Origin of the sequence: Methylobacterium sp. 190mf, from assembly GCF_900107945.1 — a bacterium.
GTDB lineage: Bacteria > Pseudomonadota > Alphaproteobacteria > Rhizobiales > Beijerinckiaceae > Methylobacterium.
The window spans coordinates 155,990-172,251 of the sequence record NZ_FNVI01000014.1 but is presented as its reverse complement, the minus strand read 5'-3'; the positions used below and the strand labels follow the sequence as shown (position 1 = coordinate 172,251).

The window sequence follows — 16,262 nt, the reverse complement described above, 5'->3', positions numbered from 1 at the left end:
CGTCCGAAGGATCCGACCCGAGCCAACCTCAGTGGCCGGAGGCCGGCCGCGCCGTCGCGACGATGTCGACCTCGACCCCGACGTCGAGCGCCACCCACTGGCCCGAGGCCCAGGCACCCTGCCCGACGCCGAACTCGGTGCGGACCAGGCCGACGCGCCCCGCGGCGTGCGCCGCGCCGCCCTCGAGGGTCAGGTGGAACGGCAGCGTCACCGGCCGGCTCGTGCCGCGGATCGTCAGAGTCCCGACGGCCGCGTAGTCGCCCTGCCCCTTGTCGACGAAGCGGGTCGCCTCGAAGCGCGCCTCGCTCGCCGCCCTGACGTCGAACCAGTCCTTCTGCGGCAGGGCCTCGTCGCGCTGGACGTCCCCGGTCCGCGCGCTGGCGAGGTCGACCAGCACGAGCGCGCGCCCCGCCTCGGGCTTGGCGGGGTCGAAATCGATGTCGGCCTTGAACCGCTCGAACCGCCCGGTGAACGGGACGCCGACCTGCACGCCGGAGAACCGGATCGCGCTCCTGGCCGGATCCACCGCCCAATCGGCGGCGGCGGCCGGCAAGGTGACGGCCTGGAGAACCGCCAGCAGGCAGAGGTGACGCGCGTTCATCGGGTCGGCTCCACATTGGGGGCAGTCGACGCCCGGCGCCCCGGCAGCATGCGGCGCAGCACGTCGTCGCGGAGGAGGAGGTGGTGGCGCAGGGCCGCCGCCACGTGGACGGCGAGAAGGGCCGCCAGGAACCACGCCCCCAGGGCGTGGACCCGCTTCAGGACGGCCTCGGCGGAGCCCGGGTCAGGGACGATGGCCGCCAGCGGCAGGTGCGGCCAGGGCACGATCCCGTACAGCACCGTCGGGATGTTGAACGGCGACAGCGAGACCACGGCCCAGCCGGTCAGGGGCAGCCCGACGAGCAGCAGGTACAGCAGGTGATGGGCCGCCGCGGCCGCCCGGCGCTCCCGCGCCGGCATCCCGGCCGGGTGCGGCGGCGGCCGGTGGGTCAGGCGCCAGAGGACCCGCAGGGCCGTCAGCGCCAACACGGTGATCCCGACCGACTTGTGCCACTGGTAGAGCTGGAACTGGCGCAGCGGCGCCAGGGCCGCGTGCGTCATGGTCAGGCCGAGGCCGATCAGGACGAGCACGCCCAGCGCGCTCGCCCAGTGCAGCAGGATCGCCACGGCGGAGTACCGCCGCGCGGAAACCCCTCGCGCCATGGCGGATTCTCCCAGGTCAGTCCTGCTTCTCGAAGGCGCCCGCGATGGTGAGGTGCAGTTCGTCGCCGATCAGCGGCACGTAGGTCTTCACCCCGAACTCGGAGCGCTTGAGCGTGCCGGTGGCCTCGAAGCCGACCGTGTACTTCTTGCTCAGCGGGTTCACGCCGGCGCCGACCAGGGTGACGTCGAGGGTCACCGGCTTGGTCACGCCGTGGAGCGTCAGGTCGCCCGTCACCTTCGCGTGGTCCTTGCCGGCCGGCACGACCTTGGTGGACACGAAGGTCATGTCGGGGAACTTGGCGGCGTCGAGCCACTGGTCGCCCTTGAGTTCGTCGGTGAGCTTGGCGCTGGTCGTCGTCACCGAGGCGACCGGGATCTTCACCGAGAGCTTGGCGGCGGCCGGGTTCTTCGGCTGCAGCTCCAGCGTGCCGGACACGTCCGAGAAGCCGCCGGCGTAGTTCGAGAAGCCCATGTGGGAGACGCGCCAGCCGACCTGGGTGTGGCCGGGATCGACCGCGTAGGTGCCGGCCTGGATCTGCGCCGGGTCGCGGGTCGGTGGGGTCTGGGCCAGCGCGGGGGTGGCGACCGGGGCGGCGACCAGCAGGGCCAGCAGGCCGGAGGCGAGAATCGACTTCAAGGGTGTCTCCTGCAGAGCAGACGGCCGAGCGCGATTCGCTGCGCCGCAGCCGCCGTGTAGACCCGTTCACGGCACCGGTTGAGCCTGCTATCCGGCACCGCATGGTTGCGAGAACGGAAACCTTCCGTGGCGGGCTCGACGACGTGCGGGCCTTCTGCGCCGTCGTGGATCTCGGCACGGTGACGGCCGCGGCCGCGACGCTGCAGGAGACCAAGGGCAGCGTCAGCCGTCGGATCTCCCGCCTGGAGCGGGCTCTGGGCGTCCGGCTGATGGCCCGGACCTCCCGGGCGGTCTCGCCGACCGCCGAGGGCCTCGCCTTCTACGCCAAGGCCCAGGAGAGCCTGACGCTCCTCGACGAGGCGACCGAGACCGCCCGCGACGCCCGCACGGTGCCGGCCGGGCACCTGCGGATCACGACCTCGATCGATTTCGGGATCGAGGTGATGCCCGAGATCGTCGCGAGCTTCCGGGCCGCCTACCCGCAGATCACCGTGGAGATGCTCAACACCGACGCGCGCCTCGACCTCGCGGCCAACCGGATCGACCTCGCCCTGCGGCTGGGCGGCGCGGAGGAGACCGGCTACCGCGCGATGGTCCTCGCGATCCTGGCGCTCGCCCTCTACGCCGCCCCCGCCTACCTGGAGCGCCGCCCGGCCCCGACGGACCTCGCGGGCCTGCGCGACCACGACCTTATCCTCGCCCGGGAACGGATCGGCACGGCCGGGCTCACCCTCTCCGACGGGCAGGGCCGCACGGAGCCGCTCTCGCTGAGCCCGGCGATCCGGGTCAGCGACTTCGCGACCGCGCTCCGCCTCACCCTCGCGGGCGCCGGGATCGGCCATCTCCCAAGCCTCGTGGCCGCCCGGGCCGTGGAGGCCGGGCAGATCGTGCGCGTGCTCGGGCCCTGGGCGACCCGCAGCAGCACCTTGCGCGCCGTCACCCTGGCCGGGCGCGAGCTGCCGGCCCGCGTCCAGGTCTTCCGCGAGCATGTCCGGACCGTCCTGGCCTCGCGTGGATGCCCCCGCGACAGCGCGGGATCAGACGGCGAATACAGATAAATAGATTTCTTTATCTGTATATGCGCTATACAGCGGCCCAACTTGATAAATTTTTACCGGATATCGTAGCCCCCGGTTGAGAGGCTGCGCGCATGCTGCGACGCGGCGGCAAGCTCGGCCGCACGGCCAGGGCCCCGAGGGTCCGGCCCGCAGCGCGTCACGTCTGGATCTCGGTCATGTCCCTCCGCAGCCGGTGCCTGCGCGCCCTCGTGTTCGCCGGGATCCTGGCGCTGATCGGGACAACCATCGGTCTCGGGACGGCCCGGGCCTCGCTGCCGGCCACGACGCGGATCGTGCTGCAGAAGGCGGGCCGGTACATGCCGACCGACCTGTACCTGCGCCGCGGCGACACCATCGCCCTGCGCAACGGCGACGCGCGCCTGACCCACCACGCCTTCATCGAGGCGGACCGGTTCTCGTTCGACGCCGGCACTCAGGAGCCCGGCACCGAGACGCGATTGACCCTGGCCGAGCCGGGCGATTTCGTCATCCAGTGCGGCATTCATCCGAAGATGAAGCTCACCCTCCACGTCGAGTAGGGATCCGGGAGCCCTCAGCCGTCGCGGCCGAATCCTAGACCGCGGATGATGTCGCCGATGGGATCGATCTTCTGCGACGGTGCGGCCGCCGGCGCGGGCTGCGGCGCCGCGGCGGTGACGGTCGGCCGGTCGGATTCGGCGGTGCGGACGAGGGCGGCGTGGCGGAGGCGGGCCGCCCGGTGGACGCCGCGCTCCGTCCCCTTCGCGCGGTGCGCCGCGGTCCTGCGCGGCGGCCCGGCCGGGCGCGCCATCTCGGCGGGGAGCGGGGCAGCCGGCATCGCAGTGTCCGGGACCGTCGCCGCGACCCGCGGCGCCGGGGCGGCTGCCAGGGCACCCGTGGTCTCCGGCGCGGCGAGCTTGGCCGGCGGGTCGACCCAGGCGCTCCGCGAGACCGGTGCGGCGGCCGGCTTCGAGACCGGCGCGGCGTCCGTCACGGCAGGACGCGCGGGACGCGTCTGCACCTCGTAATTGCCCGGATGCAGAATATGCGCGGCCGCCACCAGCCCGAATACGGCAACGGCAGTCGTCCCAAGTGTGGAGCGATAGTGTTCCATGGCGGAAAAACGTACCGCCAAGCTCCGGGTTCCGCGCGGTCGAGACGTCGGGGCGCGGTCCGCGCGGCGGGTCGGCCGGCGGAAAGAAAAAAGGCCACTCCCGAAGGAGCGGCCCGAAGTCTAGGGAGGAAACGCCCAAGAAGGGCAGCGGGATCGCGACGCCATCGCCATCCCGCAGTGCAAAGATAGGATACCGCATTGCGGCATGCAATGGATCGAGCGCCGCGGAGGCATGCATATGTACCCGGGTCAGACTGCACACCCATGCGAGTTTCGCATGGCGCCGCGCCGGCCCACGAGCGGGCCGGGATCTTGGGACGCGATGCTCTTCGGGCGGACCTGAAATCGCCCCGCGCGGCGGGTCTAGGCGCCGCCGGACCGGCCGTCCTGGCCGATCAGGCGCTCGACCTCGGCTTCCGCGACGGCGCGCGCCGCGTGCTCGGAGGTGTGCGGGCGGTACGACCCCCGGACCAGCTTGCCGCGGTCGCGGATCGCCCAGGTGAAGTGACCGGGATCATGCCGGCTCGGCCTGACCTCGACCGTGTAGAGATGCCCGCCCGTCGCACCCATGCCGGGAATGTGCGGAGGCGTCCGGCGCCGGGACAGGGGGTGCGACCGTGCGCGGCAGCCCCGTCCTCCGGACCGCCGCAGCCCGCGCTGAAGCCGCCCTAGCGTCCCGGCCGGCGCCGGCCCTGGGCCGGTCCGCGCGGTCTCGGGCCGCCCGCCGCCCGGTCGTCGCCCGGCCTCCCGTCGCTCTGACCCGGGCCCTCGACCCGCCCCTCGGTCCGGGTCCCGAGCCAGACCACGTGCTTCGGGCCGCTGCCCCGGCCGCTCGCGTGGACGCGCTGCTCGTCGACCGCGAAGCCGGAGCGCTGCAGGCGGCTCTTGAACTTCCGGTCCGGGGCGCCCGACCAGACGCCCAGGATACCGCCCGGCCGCAGGGCCCAGCGGGCGCGCTTCAGCCCCCAATTGTCGTAGAGCCGGTCGTTCGCCTTGCGCATCAGCCCCTCCGGGCCGTTGTCGACGTCGAGCAGGATCGCGTCGTAGCGCTCCGGTCCGGCCTGGATCAGGCGGTTGACGTCGGCCTCCTGCAGGTCGACCCGCGGATCGTCCAGGCAGCCGGCGAAGACGTGGGCGAGCGGCCCCCGGGCCCAGGCGACCACGGCGGGCACCAGCTCGGCGACCACCACCTGCGCCTGCGGCCCGAGGCCCTCGAGCGCCGCCCGCAGGGTGAAGCCCATGCCGAGGCCGCCGATCAGGACCCGGGCGCGGGGCCGGTCCTGGAGCCGCGCGCAGGTCATCGCCGCGAGCGCCACTTCCGAGCCGCTGCGCCGGTTGTTCATCAGCTCGATCGTGTCGGCCATGATGGCGAACTCGTCGCCGCGCCGCATCAGGCGCAGGTCGGTGCCGCCGCCGGGCACGGATCCGGTATCGAGATGAACCCAGGGTATCACGCGCGCGTCCTCGTTTGCCGGCGCCCTGTCATGCGGGCGGCGGAGGGATCGCGGCGGGAGCGGGGCGGCGCGCGGGCCCGTCCGTGCGCGCCGCGCACCCCCGCCCGGCACCGCGCCTTGCCGCGACCGATTCCGGCGGCGTATCAGCACCTATGGCCAAGCGCATCAAGTCGAGACCGCAGGAGCGGGGCTCCGTTCTGTTCGATATCGTCTTCGCGGACGGGTCCCGGGCCTCGAACCGGCGCGTGCCGGCCGAGATCCTCGGCGGCCTCGACGGCGACGAGCCTGCCCGGCAGCTCATCGCCGAGCAGGAGGAGGAGATCGCCCGCAAGGCCGGGCGGCCGGGGCGCGCGATCGAGAGCCTGACCCGCTCGCCGATCGTCAAGCCGAAGCCGGTCGCCTGACCGCGTCGGCCCGGAGCGGTCCGGAACGGCCGAGACCGGCCCTCAGGCGTTCTCGGCCAGCCGGCGCGCGACCTCCTCGCGCAGGGCCTCGTTCATCGCGGCGAACCGGGCCTGCATGCGCGTCCGCAGCCACGGGAACAGGCCGGGGGCGAGCAGGCCCGCGACGGCCTCGGCCTGGACGAGGCGGACGCCGTCGGCGGTCTCGGTGATCCGGATCTCGTGCTCGCCGATGAGCAGGGGCGGCGTCGGGATGCCGCCGCGCCACGTGAGCCGCCGGCCGGGCTCCCAGCAGGTCACCGTCACTTGGCGCGCCCGGTAGGCGCGGCCGTTCAGGGTCCGCTCCAGGCGCCAGCGCGCGCCCTCGCGCAGGCGGCCCTCGGCCTTGCGGATGTACGGGTTCCAGGCCGGGTAGGAATCGAGGTCCGTTAACACGGACCAGACCAGTCCGGCCCGCGCGGGGATCGCGATCTCCGTGCTGCTGATCCGAGCGCCCGTCATCCGTCCCTCCCGGCGATCCGGCGACCGTTCGCGCCGGCCGCTCCCGCTTTCCGAGAACGCGCACCGCCCGCTCCGCGGTCCAGACCGCGGCGCAGGCCGCGGTTCAGCCGGCGAATCCAGCGCGCGGCTCAGACCGCGCCCTCGACCACCTCCAGCGCCCGCAGGATGGCGAAGCCGATCCGCTCGGCCTCGGCCTCCGCGTCGGCGGGGAGCAGCGCCACGGTCTCGACCCCCGGCTCGTCCTCGGGCCCGACCACGATGCGGATGACGTCGCCCTCGACCGCCGACGGGTCGTGGATCAGGCCGACCCGGTGGCCGGCCCCCGTGCCGAAGACGCGCAGGGGCGCCTGGGCCGGATCGGGCTCCGGCGCCGGGTTGCGGGGGACGCCGAAGGCGGGGCGGATGACGTTGTCGTCGGACATGCGGGAACCCGGTCTCCGTTCGTGCGCGGCCGGCGGCGCGGCTCATTCCGGCCCGGTCCGGGGGCCGGCGAGGCCCGCCGTCGCCAGCACGGCGTCGGCCAGAACCTCCAGGCCGGCCCCGGCCCAGGCCGGCGTTATGCTCTCGGCCTCGTTGTGGCTGATCCCGCCGTGGCAGGGGCAGAACACCAGGGCCGCCGGCACCGCGCGGGCGCAGTAGACGGCGTCGTGGTAGATCGCGGTCGGCATCCGCGTCCAGGCATGGCCCCGCGCCTCGGCCGCCGCCTGGACGCGGTCCACCAGGACCGGGTCGAACGGGGTCGGGGGGGCGCGCCAGAACTCCGCGACCTGGACGGTGACGCCGCGCTCCGCCGCCAGGGCGTCGGCCCGGGCCCGGATCCGCGCCCCCATCGCCTCCAGCTGCGCGGTGTCGCCGTGGCGGGTGTCGAGGCTGAACCAGACCCGGCCGGGCGTGATGTTGCGGCTCGCCGGCTCCGCCCGCAGCACGCCGACGGTGGCGCGGCCGCGCTCGCCGCCGGCGCCGACCGCCGCCTCCGCGATGCCCTCGAGCGACGCGATCAGCGCCGCCGCGGCCATCATCGCGTCGCGCCGGCCCGCCATGGGGCTGCCGGCATGGGCCTCCTCGCCCAGCACGGTGATCTCGTACCAGATCTGGGCGAGCGCCCGGTCGACCACCCCGACGGTGAGCCCGGCCTCCTCCAGGCGCTTGCCCTGCTCGATGTGGAGCTCGAAATAGGCGCCGATCTCCCGCAGGGCGGCCGGGTCCGCCGCGCCCTGCCAGCCGATGCGCCGCAGCTCGTCGCCGAAGGCGTGGCCCGCGAGGTCCCGGGTCGCCAGGATGTCGGCCTCCGGGACGATGCCCATGGCGACGCCGCTGCCGCTCATCGGCGGCGCGAAGCGCGCGCCCTCCTCGTTGCACCAGTTGATCAGCAGGAGCGGCGCCTCGGTCTCGATCCCGGCCTCCTGCAGGGCGCGCATGATCTCCAGCCCGGCGAGGACGCCCAGCGGCCCGTCGAACTTGCCCCCGGTGGGCTGGGTGTCGAGGTGGCTGCCGACGGCGACCGGCTTCCGGCCCGGATCGCGCCCGGGCCGGTGGAAGACCATGGTGCCGACCCGGTCCACGGTGAGCGTCAGCCCCGCCGCCTCGCCCCAGCGCTGGAACAGGGCGCGCCCCTCGGCGTCGCGGTCGGTCAGGGCCTGCCGGTCGTTGCCGCCGTTGGGCAGCGCGCCGATCCGGGCGAGCTCCATCAGGCTGTCCCAGAGCCGCTCCCGCGAGAGCGGGAGGTTGGTGCGGTTCACCGTGCGGTCCATGGCGTCTCTGCTGCTGGCCTCCCGGCGGGATGCCTACCGGAAGGTGCAGGTTACGGCGCAGCGGCAACCCGCACCAGGGCGGGCCCGGCGCGAGCCACGGGCTTCGCGGGCCGGCGGCGCCCGACGGCGCCCGGCGGTGGAGCGATCCACGGGCCGAAGTGCGGATTTCCGCCGGATCGCGGCGTCTACCGATCATTTGTGATCGAACTGTCCGCGCGGCGGCGCTGTGAATCCGGTCTTTGCGCCGCACCGGAGCGGCCCCGCATTGTCGAGAACGGGATTGTCCGGAACCGAAGTCTTGATCATCCGCAATGCAACCCGGTGGCGGGGGGCCGCGACGCCGTGTCAAAAGCCGTTCGCGCAGCCGATACTGGACTTCGGGCTCGCGGACAGCATGTGTTGCGGATTAGTCTGTCCGCCATCGTACAATCGTCGATTGTAGCCAGTTCGGAGGGGATTCCATGGTGCTGGCTTCCACGACAGCCTCGGCCCTGCAGGCCGCCGGATTCATCGGGATCTGGGACACGGATGTCCGGGCCGGCCGGTCGATGCTGGATTCGGGCGCGGCCTCGCTGATGGCGGGGGATCCGGGGCTCGCCGGGACGCCGCTGCCGCTGGACGCGGCCCTCGGCCGGATCCACCCGGCCGACCGGGACTGGGTGTTCGGCCGGATCCGCCACGTCCGCCAGACCGGCGGCCCGGTCTCCCTCGAGTTCCGCGTCGTGACCGGGGCGAGCGAGATCCGCTGGATCCTCAACCGCGGCTGCCTAACGCCCGATTCGGACGGCCTGCTGCGCGGGCGCGGCGCCTACATCGACGTCACGGACCTCTACCGGCACGGGATCCAGTCCGGGGCCATGAACGGAGCCGTGAACAGCCCTATGAACGGCGTCACGCACGGCACCACCGACGGGGCGGACCTGAACACCGCGGCCGACCACGGCATCCAGATCCACGCGGCGCTGGAGCGCCACGGCGACCCCTATCTCCGCTCGGTCTCGGGGATGCTGCTCCACGGGATCGGCCGCGCGCTGGCGCGGCGCGACCCCTGACGCGCCCCCTGGGAAGAGGCCCCTGGGAAGAGCCCCGGCGGCTCAGGTCCGCCAGGGATGGGCCGGCAGCTCGGTCCGGCCGATGGCCTTGGCGCCGGCCTCCGCGACGGTGTGGTCGTTCTCCACCGTCGAGCCGCTGACCCCGATGGCGCCCGACATGACGCCGTCGGCGTCGACGATCGGGATCCCGCCCGGGAAGGTGATCAGCCCGTCGTTGGAGTGCTCGATCCCGTAGAGCGGCCCGCCCGGCTGCGACAGCTGGCCGATCTGGCCGGTCATCATGCCGAAGAACACCGAGGTCTTGGCCTTCTTCTGGGCGATGTCGATCGACCCGACCCAGGCATCATCCATGCGGTGGAACGCCTTGAGGTTCCCGCCGGAATCGACCACCGCGATGCACATCTGGGTGCCGAGCTCCACGGCCTTGGCGCGGGCGGCCGCGATCGCCTTCTCGGCCTGCTCGATCGTCACGTGCATGGGTCACTCCCCTTCGCGTTGTTGGCGCGACAGCCTGTGACGGTTTGAAGCGGTCGATGCAAGATCAACCGCAGATCGGCATCACGCTCGACTGGCGCGCTCAAGCCTCGCGTTCTCGGGCGGCGCGGATCCGCTCCAGGAGGTCGGTCGCGAGCGCCGTGCAGGCGGCGGAATCCGGGCAGGGCCGCTTCCACACCACCCGCCCGTCGCGCAGGACGATCCCGCCCTCGGCGGCCATCGCGGTCAGCGGCCGGTCGGGCCGCAGGTCGGCCGCGACGCCCTGCGGCCCGCCCCGGAGCCGGGCGACGCCCAGCGCGCAGCAGGAGGCGCGCAGTCGCGCGAGGTCGAACAGCGCGAGCACCGGCGCGGGGGCCGCGCCGAACCGGTCCTCGACCTCGCCGGCGAGCGCCTCGATCGCCTCGGCCTCCTGCAGGCGCAGCAGGCGCGTGTAGAGGCTGAGGCGGATCTCGGGCTCGGGGACGTAGTCCTCGGGGATCCGGCTCGGCAGGCCGAGTTCGATCTCGGGGCTCCAGTCCTCGGCGCGCTCGCCCTTGGCGGCGGTGAGCGCCAGCTGCAGGAGGTGCTGGTAGAGGCCGAGCCCCACGAGCTTGGCGTGCCCCGCCTGATCCTCGCCCACGAGGTCGCCGGCGCCGCGCAGGTCGAGGTCCCGGGCGCTGACCGCGAAGCCGGCCCCGAGGCGGTCGAGGGCCTCCAGGGCGCGCAGGCGCTGGAGCGCCGCCGCCGGCGGGGGCGCGGCCGGGTCGCTGAGCAGGTGGACGGTGCCGCGGCGCTGGCCGCGGCCGACGCGGCCGCGGAGCTGGTGGAGCTGCGCCAGCCCGAACCGGGCGGCCTCCCAGACCAGCATGGTGTTGGCCCGCGGCACGTCGAGGCCGCTCTCCACGATGGCGGTCGCGAGCAGGACGTCGCCGTCGCCCTCCGCGAACCGGACCATGACCTCGTCCATGGCGGAGGGCTTGAGGTCCCCGTGCGCCACCAGGATGTCCAGGCCCGGCACGAGGGCGCGCAGGCGCTCGGCCATGGGGCCGATGTCCTCGATCCGCGGGCAGACCACGAAGCTCTGGCCGCCCCGGCGGTGCTCGCGGACGAGGGCCTCGCGGACCGCCTCGGCGTCGAAGGGCGCCACCACGGTCCGGACCGGCTGGCGCAGGGCCGGCGGCGTGGCCAGCACGCTGAGACTCTGGAGGCCGACGAGGGCCGCCTGGAGGGTGCGGGGGATCGGCGTCGCGGTGAGCGTCAGCACGTGGCCGCCATCCGCGAGGCGGCGCAGGTCGGCCTTCATCTTCGCGCCGAAGCGCTGCTCCTCGTCGATCACGGTTAGGCCGAGATCCGCGAACGCCACCCCGCTGCCGGCGAGCGCGTGGGTGCCGACCACCAGCCGGATCGAGCCGTCGGCGAGCCCCGCCTTGACGCGCTTGGCCTCGGCCGGCGCCACGAGGCGCGAGAGCTGCGCCACCTCGACGCCGAACCGGCCGAAGCGGCGGCGCAGCGTCTCGGCGTGCTGGCGCGCCAGCACGGTGGTGGGGGCGATCAGCGCCGCCTGCCGGCCGGAGAAGATCGCGGCCGCGAGGGCCCGGAGCGCCACCTCGGTCTTGCCGAAGCCGACATCGCCGCAGACCAAGCGGTCCATCGGCCGGCCGGAGGCGAGGTCGGCCATCAGCGCGTCGACCGCCGCCGCCTGATCGGGGGTCGGCGCGAAGCCGAAGCCGGCGGCGAACCGCTCCATCTCGCGGGCCGGCGGCGCCAGGACCGGCGCCTCGGTCTCCCGGCGGGCCCGGGCGGCCTCCAGCATCAGGCGGGCGGTCCGCGCCATGGTGGCCTCGGCCTCCAGGCGGCGCCGCGGCCACGTGCCGCCGTCGAGCTTGTCCAGGGTGACGGCGTCGGGCTCCGACCCGTAGCGCCAGATCCGGTCGGCCTGCGTGACCGGCACCATCAGGATCGCGTCGCCGGCGAAGCGCAGGCGCAGGGCCTCGGAGGGCTCCCCGTCCTGCGCGGCACCCGGCGCGGAGACCGGCTCCAGCCCCTCGAACACGCACAGGCCGTGGTCCCGGTCGACCGCCACGTCGCCGGGGCGCAGGTCGACCTCGCCCATCGGCAGGATCGCACGGGCGGCCCCGGTCACGGCGGCCTCCGGGCCGAACAGGTCGGCCGCCGCGATCACGGTGGCGCCCTGCTCGGGCACCCGGAAGCCGGCCGCCAGCGGGGCCTCCAGGGCGAGGACGTCGCCGGGCGCCGCCTCGGCGACGTCGGCCCAGGCGTCGATCAGGCGGATCGGGCGCTCGGCGATCTTGCCCGCCTGGCGCACGAGGCGTCGGAGCGGCCGGACCGAGCCGGCGAGCACGACGACGTCGCCGGCCTTCAGACGGGCGCGCAGGACCTTGGCGAAGGCCGTGCCGGGCCGGCGCTCCCCGGCGAAGCGCGGCATGGCGCGGGGTTCGCCGGCCGCATCGGTGGCGGCGAGCCGGCCGCGATCCGCCACAACGGCGCGCCACGCCTCCGGCGTCAGGTAGAGGCCGGTGCCGGGCCCCGCCGGCGCGTCGCGGGTCTTCAGCCGGCCCCGGGCCTCGTCCATCTGCTCGAAGAAGGCGTCGATCCGGGCCTGCGTGCCGTCCTCGACCGCGAGGCGCGCTTCGGGCACGTAGTCGAGGAGCGTGACGAGGCGCGGGTAGTAGCGGTCCAGGCGGTGCTCCTGGCCGGTGAACGGCTCGAAGCTCTGGCCGGAGCCGGGCTCCAGGACGATCTCGGTGGCCGGGTCGATGACGAGTTCGTCGGCCTCCGCCACCGAGCGCTGCGAGATCGGGTCGTAGGAGCGGATCGCGGTGACGCGGCCCGCCGCGTGCTCGATCCGGCAGGGAAGCGGCGCGGCGGCGGGGAACACCTCCACGGTGCGCCCGCGGACGGCGATCTCGCCGTGCTCGTCGACCCGCTCGTCGAGGATGTAGCCGAGGCGCTTGAGGTCTGCGGTCGCGGCCTCGACGTCGAGGGGATTGCCGACCCGCAGGGTCACGCGGGCCGACGCCCAGGTCTCCGGCGGCGGCACGCGCTGCACGAGGGCGGGGGCGGTCGTCAGCACGAAGTCCGGCAGCGCGTCCCGGTCGGTCAGCCAGCGCATCACGGCGGCCCGGGCACCCATCGTGGCCCGCGACGGCGAGGCGTGGTCGAAGGGCAGGCAGTCCCACTCGGGATAGACCGCGACCCGCGCGTCGGGATCGAGTGCCTGCAGGGTCGCGGCGAGGTCCTCGAGGCGGCGGGCGTCCCGGGCGACGTGCACCACCGGCCCGGGCCCCTCGGCGAAGGCCAGGAGCGCCACCGCCAGGGCGCCGGTGGGCATCAGCGGCGCGTCCTCCAGCCCCTGTCGGGCGCCCGCCTTCGTCCTGCGCTTGGCCATGCCTGATCCGAACCCATCCCTCGTGAGCCGGCAACGCCGCACCGGCCCCGCGGGCTCCCGGCCGCGGCGATCCGATCCACAGCCGCCGCGCGGGGCCCGCCCGAGCTCTTCGCGGGGCCCGCGACGGGCGAGGCAGGAAGAGATCCCGGCGGGCGCCCGAAGCCCGGTCGGCCGGACCAGCAAGACTTGAACGGCGCGCGTGAAATCGCACCCCCACCGATGATCCGGCGGGACTGTCTAGTATTGAACGATCGCGGAATGCTTGCCCTGGTCCCGCCGCCGGACGCGCGATGCAGAGTTTCACTAGGGGGAAGCGAAAGCTTGAGCTATGACGGCTCCGTGTCGCCGAACGAGACAGTATCCCGACCGTCGGGTTTCGAGCCCCAGCATCCCCAGCGGCTCGCCGCCCTGCGCGCCTACGCGATCCTCGACACGCCGCCCGAGCGCGCGTTCGACGAGATCGCCGAGATGGCCGCCCAGGCCTGCGGCACGCCGATGGCCCACATCAACTTCGTCGACGCCGACCGGCAGTGGATCAAGGCCGCGTTCGGCCACGCCGCGCGGGCGATGCCGCTCGCGTTCGGCTTCTGCACCGAGGCCATGCGCGCGGACGGCGCCCTCGTGCTGCCCGACCTGACCGCGGAGCCGGAGAGCGCCGCCAACCCCCTCGTGACCGGCGACCCGCACCTGCGCTTCTACGCCGGCGTGCCCCTGGTGACGCCGGACGGCTGGGCCATCGGGACGCTCTGCGTCCTCGACCGCGTCCCGCGCACGCTGACCGACCAGCAGCTCTTCATCCTGAAGGCGCTCGCCCGGACGGTGATGACGCAGCTGGAATCCCGGAACGCCGAGGCGGCCCTGCGCCGGAACGAGGAGCGCTACCGCTCGCTGTTCACCTTCATCGATGCCGGCTTCTGCCTGATCGAGGTGGAGTTCGCCGACGGCGACCGGCCCGTCGACTACCGCTTCCTGGAGGTCAACCCCGCCTTCGAGCGGCAGACCGGCCTGCGGGCCCCGGTGGGCCGCCGGATGCGGGACCTCGCCCCCGACCTCGAGCAGCACTGGTTCGACCTCTACGGCCGGGTCGCCCTGACCGGCGAGCCGGTCCGATTCGAGCAGGCCGCCGCGGCGCTGGGCCGCTGGTACGACGTGCACGCCTACCGGGTGGACGGGCCGGCGCGGAACCGCGTCGCGATCCTGTTCAACGACATCACCGAGCGCCGCCGGAGCGAGAACGCGCTCCGGGCCCGGGAGGCGGAACTCCGGCTGGTCGCGGACGCGATGCCGGTCCTGATCGCCTTCATCGACCGCGACCTGACCTACCGGTTCGCGAACGCCGCCTACGAGACCTGGACCGGCCAGGCGCCCGACGCCGTCGTCGGGCGGACCGTCGGCGACCTCCTCGGCCCCGGCGCGTTCGAGGCCCGGCGCGCCGGCATCGAGCGGGCGCTCGCCGGTCAGGAGGTCCGCGAGGAATGGGCCTGGACCTTCCCGAACGGCCAGGCCCGGATCGCCGACACCCGCTACCTCCCGCGCCGCGGCCCGGACGGACGCGTCGACGGGTTCTACGTCTTCGCCCACGACGTCTCCGAGCGGAAGCGGAACGAGGTCCTGCTCCAGTCCCGGGCAGAGCACCTGGAGGCGCAGGTCGCCGCCCAGACCCGCGACCGCGACCGGGTCTGGACGCTGTCGCCGGTGCTGAAGCTCGTCGCGGACCGGGACGGGCAGGTCCAGTCGGTGAACCCGTCCTGGAGCCGGGCGCTCGGCTGGTCGGAGGCCGACACCCTGGGCCGGGCCGCCCTCGACTTCGTGGCGGCCCCCGAGCGGGCCGCCGCGCAGGCGGCGCTGCGGCCCCTCTGCGCGGAGACCCGCGTCGAGGATATCGAACTGTCCTGCCTGACCCGCGCCGGCGACCGGCGGCGGGTGCTCTGGACCGTCGTGCCGGAGGACGGGCTGTTCTACGGCTTCGGGCGCGACATCACCGAGCAGCGGCAGGCCGAGGAGGCGCTGCGCCAGTCGCAGAAGCTCGAGGCCATCGGCCAGCTCACCGGCGGGGTGGCGCACGACTTCAACAACCTCCTGACCATCATCCGGTCGTCCGTGGAGTTCCTGCGCCGGCCGGATCTGGCCGAGACGCGCCGGCGCCGCTACCTCGACGCCGTCTCCGACACCGTCGACCGGGCGGCCAGGCTCACCGGCCAGCTCCTCGCCTTCGCCCGGCGCCAGGCGCTGAAACCCCAGGTGTTCGACATCGGCGCGCGCCTGCGCAGCATCGCCGACATGCTCGATTCGGTCACCGGCGCGCGCATCCGCGTGGCCATCGACCTGCCGGAGACGCCCCGCTACGTGCGCGCCGACCAGAGCCAGTTCGAGACCGCGCTGATCAACATGGCGGTCAACGCCCGCGACGCCATGGACGGGGAAGGCAACCTGACCCTGCGGCTGGAGGGCGATAGCCCGATGCCGCCGATCCGCGGGCATGCCGGCGCGAAGGGACCGTTCGTGGCCGTGCGGGTCTCCGATACCGGCGCCGGCATCCCGGACGCGGATCTGGGACGGATCTTCGAGCCGTTCTTCACAACAAAGGAGGTCGGCAAGGGCACCGGCCTCGGCCTCAGCCAGGTCATCGGCTTCGCCAAGCAGTCGGGCGGCGACATCGACGTGGCGAGCGCGCTCGGCCACGGCACGACCTTCTCGCTCTACCTGCCGCAGGTCGCCGCGCCCGCCGCGGCGTCCGAGGCCGACCGCGAGGCCCGCCCGGAGGCGGAGCCGCGGCGGGGCCTGTGCATCCTCGTCGTGGAGGACAATCTCGGGGTCGGGCGCTTCTGCACCCAGATCCTGGAGGATCTGGGCCACGCGCCGGTCTGGGCGAAATCCGCCGAGGAGGCGCTGGCCGAACTCGACCGGGCGCCGGACCGGTTCGACGCGGTCTTCTCCGACGTGGTCATGCCGGGGATGGGCGGCTTCGCCCTCGCCCGGCAGCTCCGGACCCGCCGCCCCGACCTGCCGGTGGTGCTGACCTCGGGCTACAGCCACGTCCTGGCCGAGGACGACGCCCACGGTTTCGCCCTCCTGCGCAAGCCCTACTCGGCCGAGCAGCTCGCCCAGGTCCTCTCCGAGGCGGCGCGGCGGGGCGGGCAGCCGGACGCCCGCGCACGGCCGGAACCCGCTTCCGATTAACAGTCTTCGCCAGAATTCATCGGCGCATCATCCGGAAATCTTCCCGCAG

General features: G+C 74.0%; 16 protein-coding genes. 5 read left to right on the top strand and 11 right to left on the bottom strand.

Annotated features, from left to right (window positions below):
- Positions 1-28: 28 nt before the first annotated feature.
- From C4T42_RS18120 to C4T42_RS18110, 3 genes are read right to left on the bottom strand one after another with little or no spacing between them, the layout of a single operon-like run.
- Positions 29-601 carry a YceI family protein gene (locus C4T42_RS18120; protein ID WP_020093948.1) on the bottom strand — a complete coding sequence of 191 codons (573 nt, stop codon included), beginning with the start codon at positions 599-601 and terminating at the stop codon, positions 29-31.
- Positions 598-1,203, bottom strand: a complete 606-nt coding sequence (locus tag C4T42_RS18115; RefSeq protein WP_026605046.1) for a cytochrome b — start codon at positions 1,201-1,203, stop codon at positions 598-600. Before C4T42_RS18115 ends, C4T42_RS18120 begins: the two co-directional genes overlap by 4 nt.
- Positions 1,204-1,219: 16 nt before the next feature.
- Entirely contained in the window at positions 1,220-1,840 is a 621-nt protein-coding gene (locus C4T42_RS18110; protein WP_020093950.1) for a YceI family protein, read from the bottom strand.
- A 101-nt stretch (positions 1,841-1,941) separates the two neighbouring features.
- Between C4T42_RS18110 and C4T42_RS18105 the strand changes: the two genes are divergently transcribed.
- On the top strand, positions 1,942-2,898 hold the full coding sequence (locus C4T42_RS18105; RefSeq protein WP_103985575.1) for a LysR family transcriptional regulator: 957 nt from the start codon (positions 1,942-1,944) through the stop codon (positions 2,896-2,898).
- Positions 2,899-3,074: 176 nt separating this feature from the next.
- Positions 3,075-3,437, top strand: a complete 363-nt coding sequence (locus C4T42_RS18100; protein ID WP_042670121.1) for a hypothetical protein — start codon at positions 3,075-3,077, stop codon at positions 3,435-3,437.
- Positions 3,438-3,451: 14 nt separating this feature from the next.
- On the opposite strand, the gene C4T42_RS18095 is transcribed toward C4T42_RS18100, so the two are convergent.
- From C4T42_RS18095 to C4T42_RS18085, 3 genes are all read right to left on the bottom strand, one after another.
- A complete protein-coding gene (locus tag C4T42_RS18095; RefSeq protein WP_234081627.1) occupies positions 3,452-3,871 on the bottom strand; it encodes a hypothetical protein in 420 nt (139 codons plus the stop codon).
- 483 nt (positions 3,872-4,354) lie between these two features.
- Complete coding sequence (locus C4T42_RS18090; RefSeq protein WP_042670101.1) at positions 4,355-4,561, bottom strand: hypothetical protein; 207 nt, start codon at positions 4,559-4,561, stop codon at positions 4,355-4,357.
- Positions 4,562-4,659: 98 nt separating this feature from the next.
- Positions 4,660-5,445, bottom strand: a complete 786-nt coding sequence (locus tag C4T42_RS18085; protein WP_026605050.1) for a hypothetical protein — start codon at positions 5,443-5,445, stop codon at positions 4,660-4,662.
- A gap of 152 nt (positions 5,446-5,597) precedes the next feature.
- On the opposite strand from C4T42_RS18085, the gene C4T42_RS18080 reads away from it, so the two are divergent.
- Entirely contained in the window at positions 5,598-5,849 is a 252-nt protein-coding gene (locus C4T42_RS18080; RefSeq protein WP_020093955.1) for a hypothetical protein, read from the top strand.
- A 42-nt stretch (positions 5,850-5,891) separates the two neighbouring features.
- Here C4T42_RS18080 and C4T42_RS18075 read toward each other — a convergent pair whose 3' ends face one another.
- The 3 genes from C4T42_RS18075 to C4T42_RS18065 form a co-directional block, all read right to left on the bottom strand.
- Positions 5,892-6,347 (bottom strand): SRPBCC domain-containing protein, encoded by a 456-nt coding sequence (locus tag C4T42_RS18075; protein WP_103985574.1) that lies wholly within the window; start codon positions 6,345-6,347, stop codon positions 5,892-5,894.
- 128 nt (positions 6,348-6,475) lie between these two features.
- Positions 6,476-6,769 (bottom strand): hypothetical protein, encoded by a 294-nt coding sequence (locus tag C4T42_RS18070; RefSeq protein WP_020093957.1) that lies wholly within the window; start codon positions 6,767-6,769, stop codon positions 6,476-6,478.
- 42 nt (positions 6,770-6,811) lie between these two features.
- Positions 6,812-8,098, bottom strand: coding sequence for a Zn-dependent hydrolase (locus C4T42_RS18065; RefSeq protein WP_020093958.1), 1,287 nt, complete (start codon positions 8,096-8,098; stop codon positions 6,812-6,814).
- A gap of 461 nt (positions 8,099-8,559) precedes the next feature.
- Here C4T42_RS18065 and C4T42_RS18060 point away from each other — a divergent pair, with 461 nt between their 5' ends.
- Entirely contained in the window at positions 8,560-9,150 is a 591-nt protein-coding gene (locus C4T42_RS18060) for a PAS domain-containing protein (RefSeq protein ID WP_103985573.1), read from the top strand.
- A gap of 42 nt (positions 9,151-9,192) precedes the next feature.
- Here C4T42_RS18060 and C4T42_RS18055 read toward each other — a convergent pair whose 3' ends face one another.
- Positions 9,193-9,627, bottom strand: a complete 435-nt coding sequence (locus C4T42_RS18055) for a heme-binding protein (RefSeq protein ID WP_020093960.1) — start codon at positions 9,625-9,627, stop codon at positions 9,193-9,195.
- A gap of 100 nt (positions 9,628-9,727) precedes the next feature.
- Complete coding sequence (locus tag C4T42_RS18050; RefSeq protein WP_103985572.1) at positions 9,728-13,033, bottom strand: DEAD/DEAH box helicase; 3,306 nt, start codon at positions 13,031-13,033, stop codon at positions 9,728-9,730.
- A 321-nt stretch (positions 13,034-13,354) separates the two neighbouring features.
- On the opposite strand from C4T42_RS18050, the gene C4T42_RS18045 reads away from it, so the two are divergent.
- The gene (locus C4T42_RS18045) at positions 13,355-16,213 is read left to right on the top strand and encodes a PAS domain-containing protein (RefSeq protein ID WP_103985571.1); all 2,859 of its coding nucleotides are present in this window, start codon (positions 13,355-13,357) and stop codon (positions 16,211-16,213) included.
- The last annotated feature ends 49 nt before the right edge of the window (positions 16,214-16,262 follow it).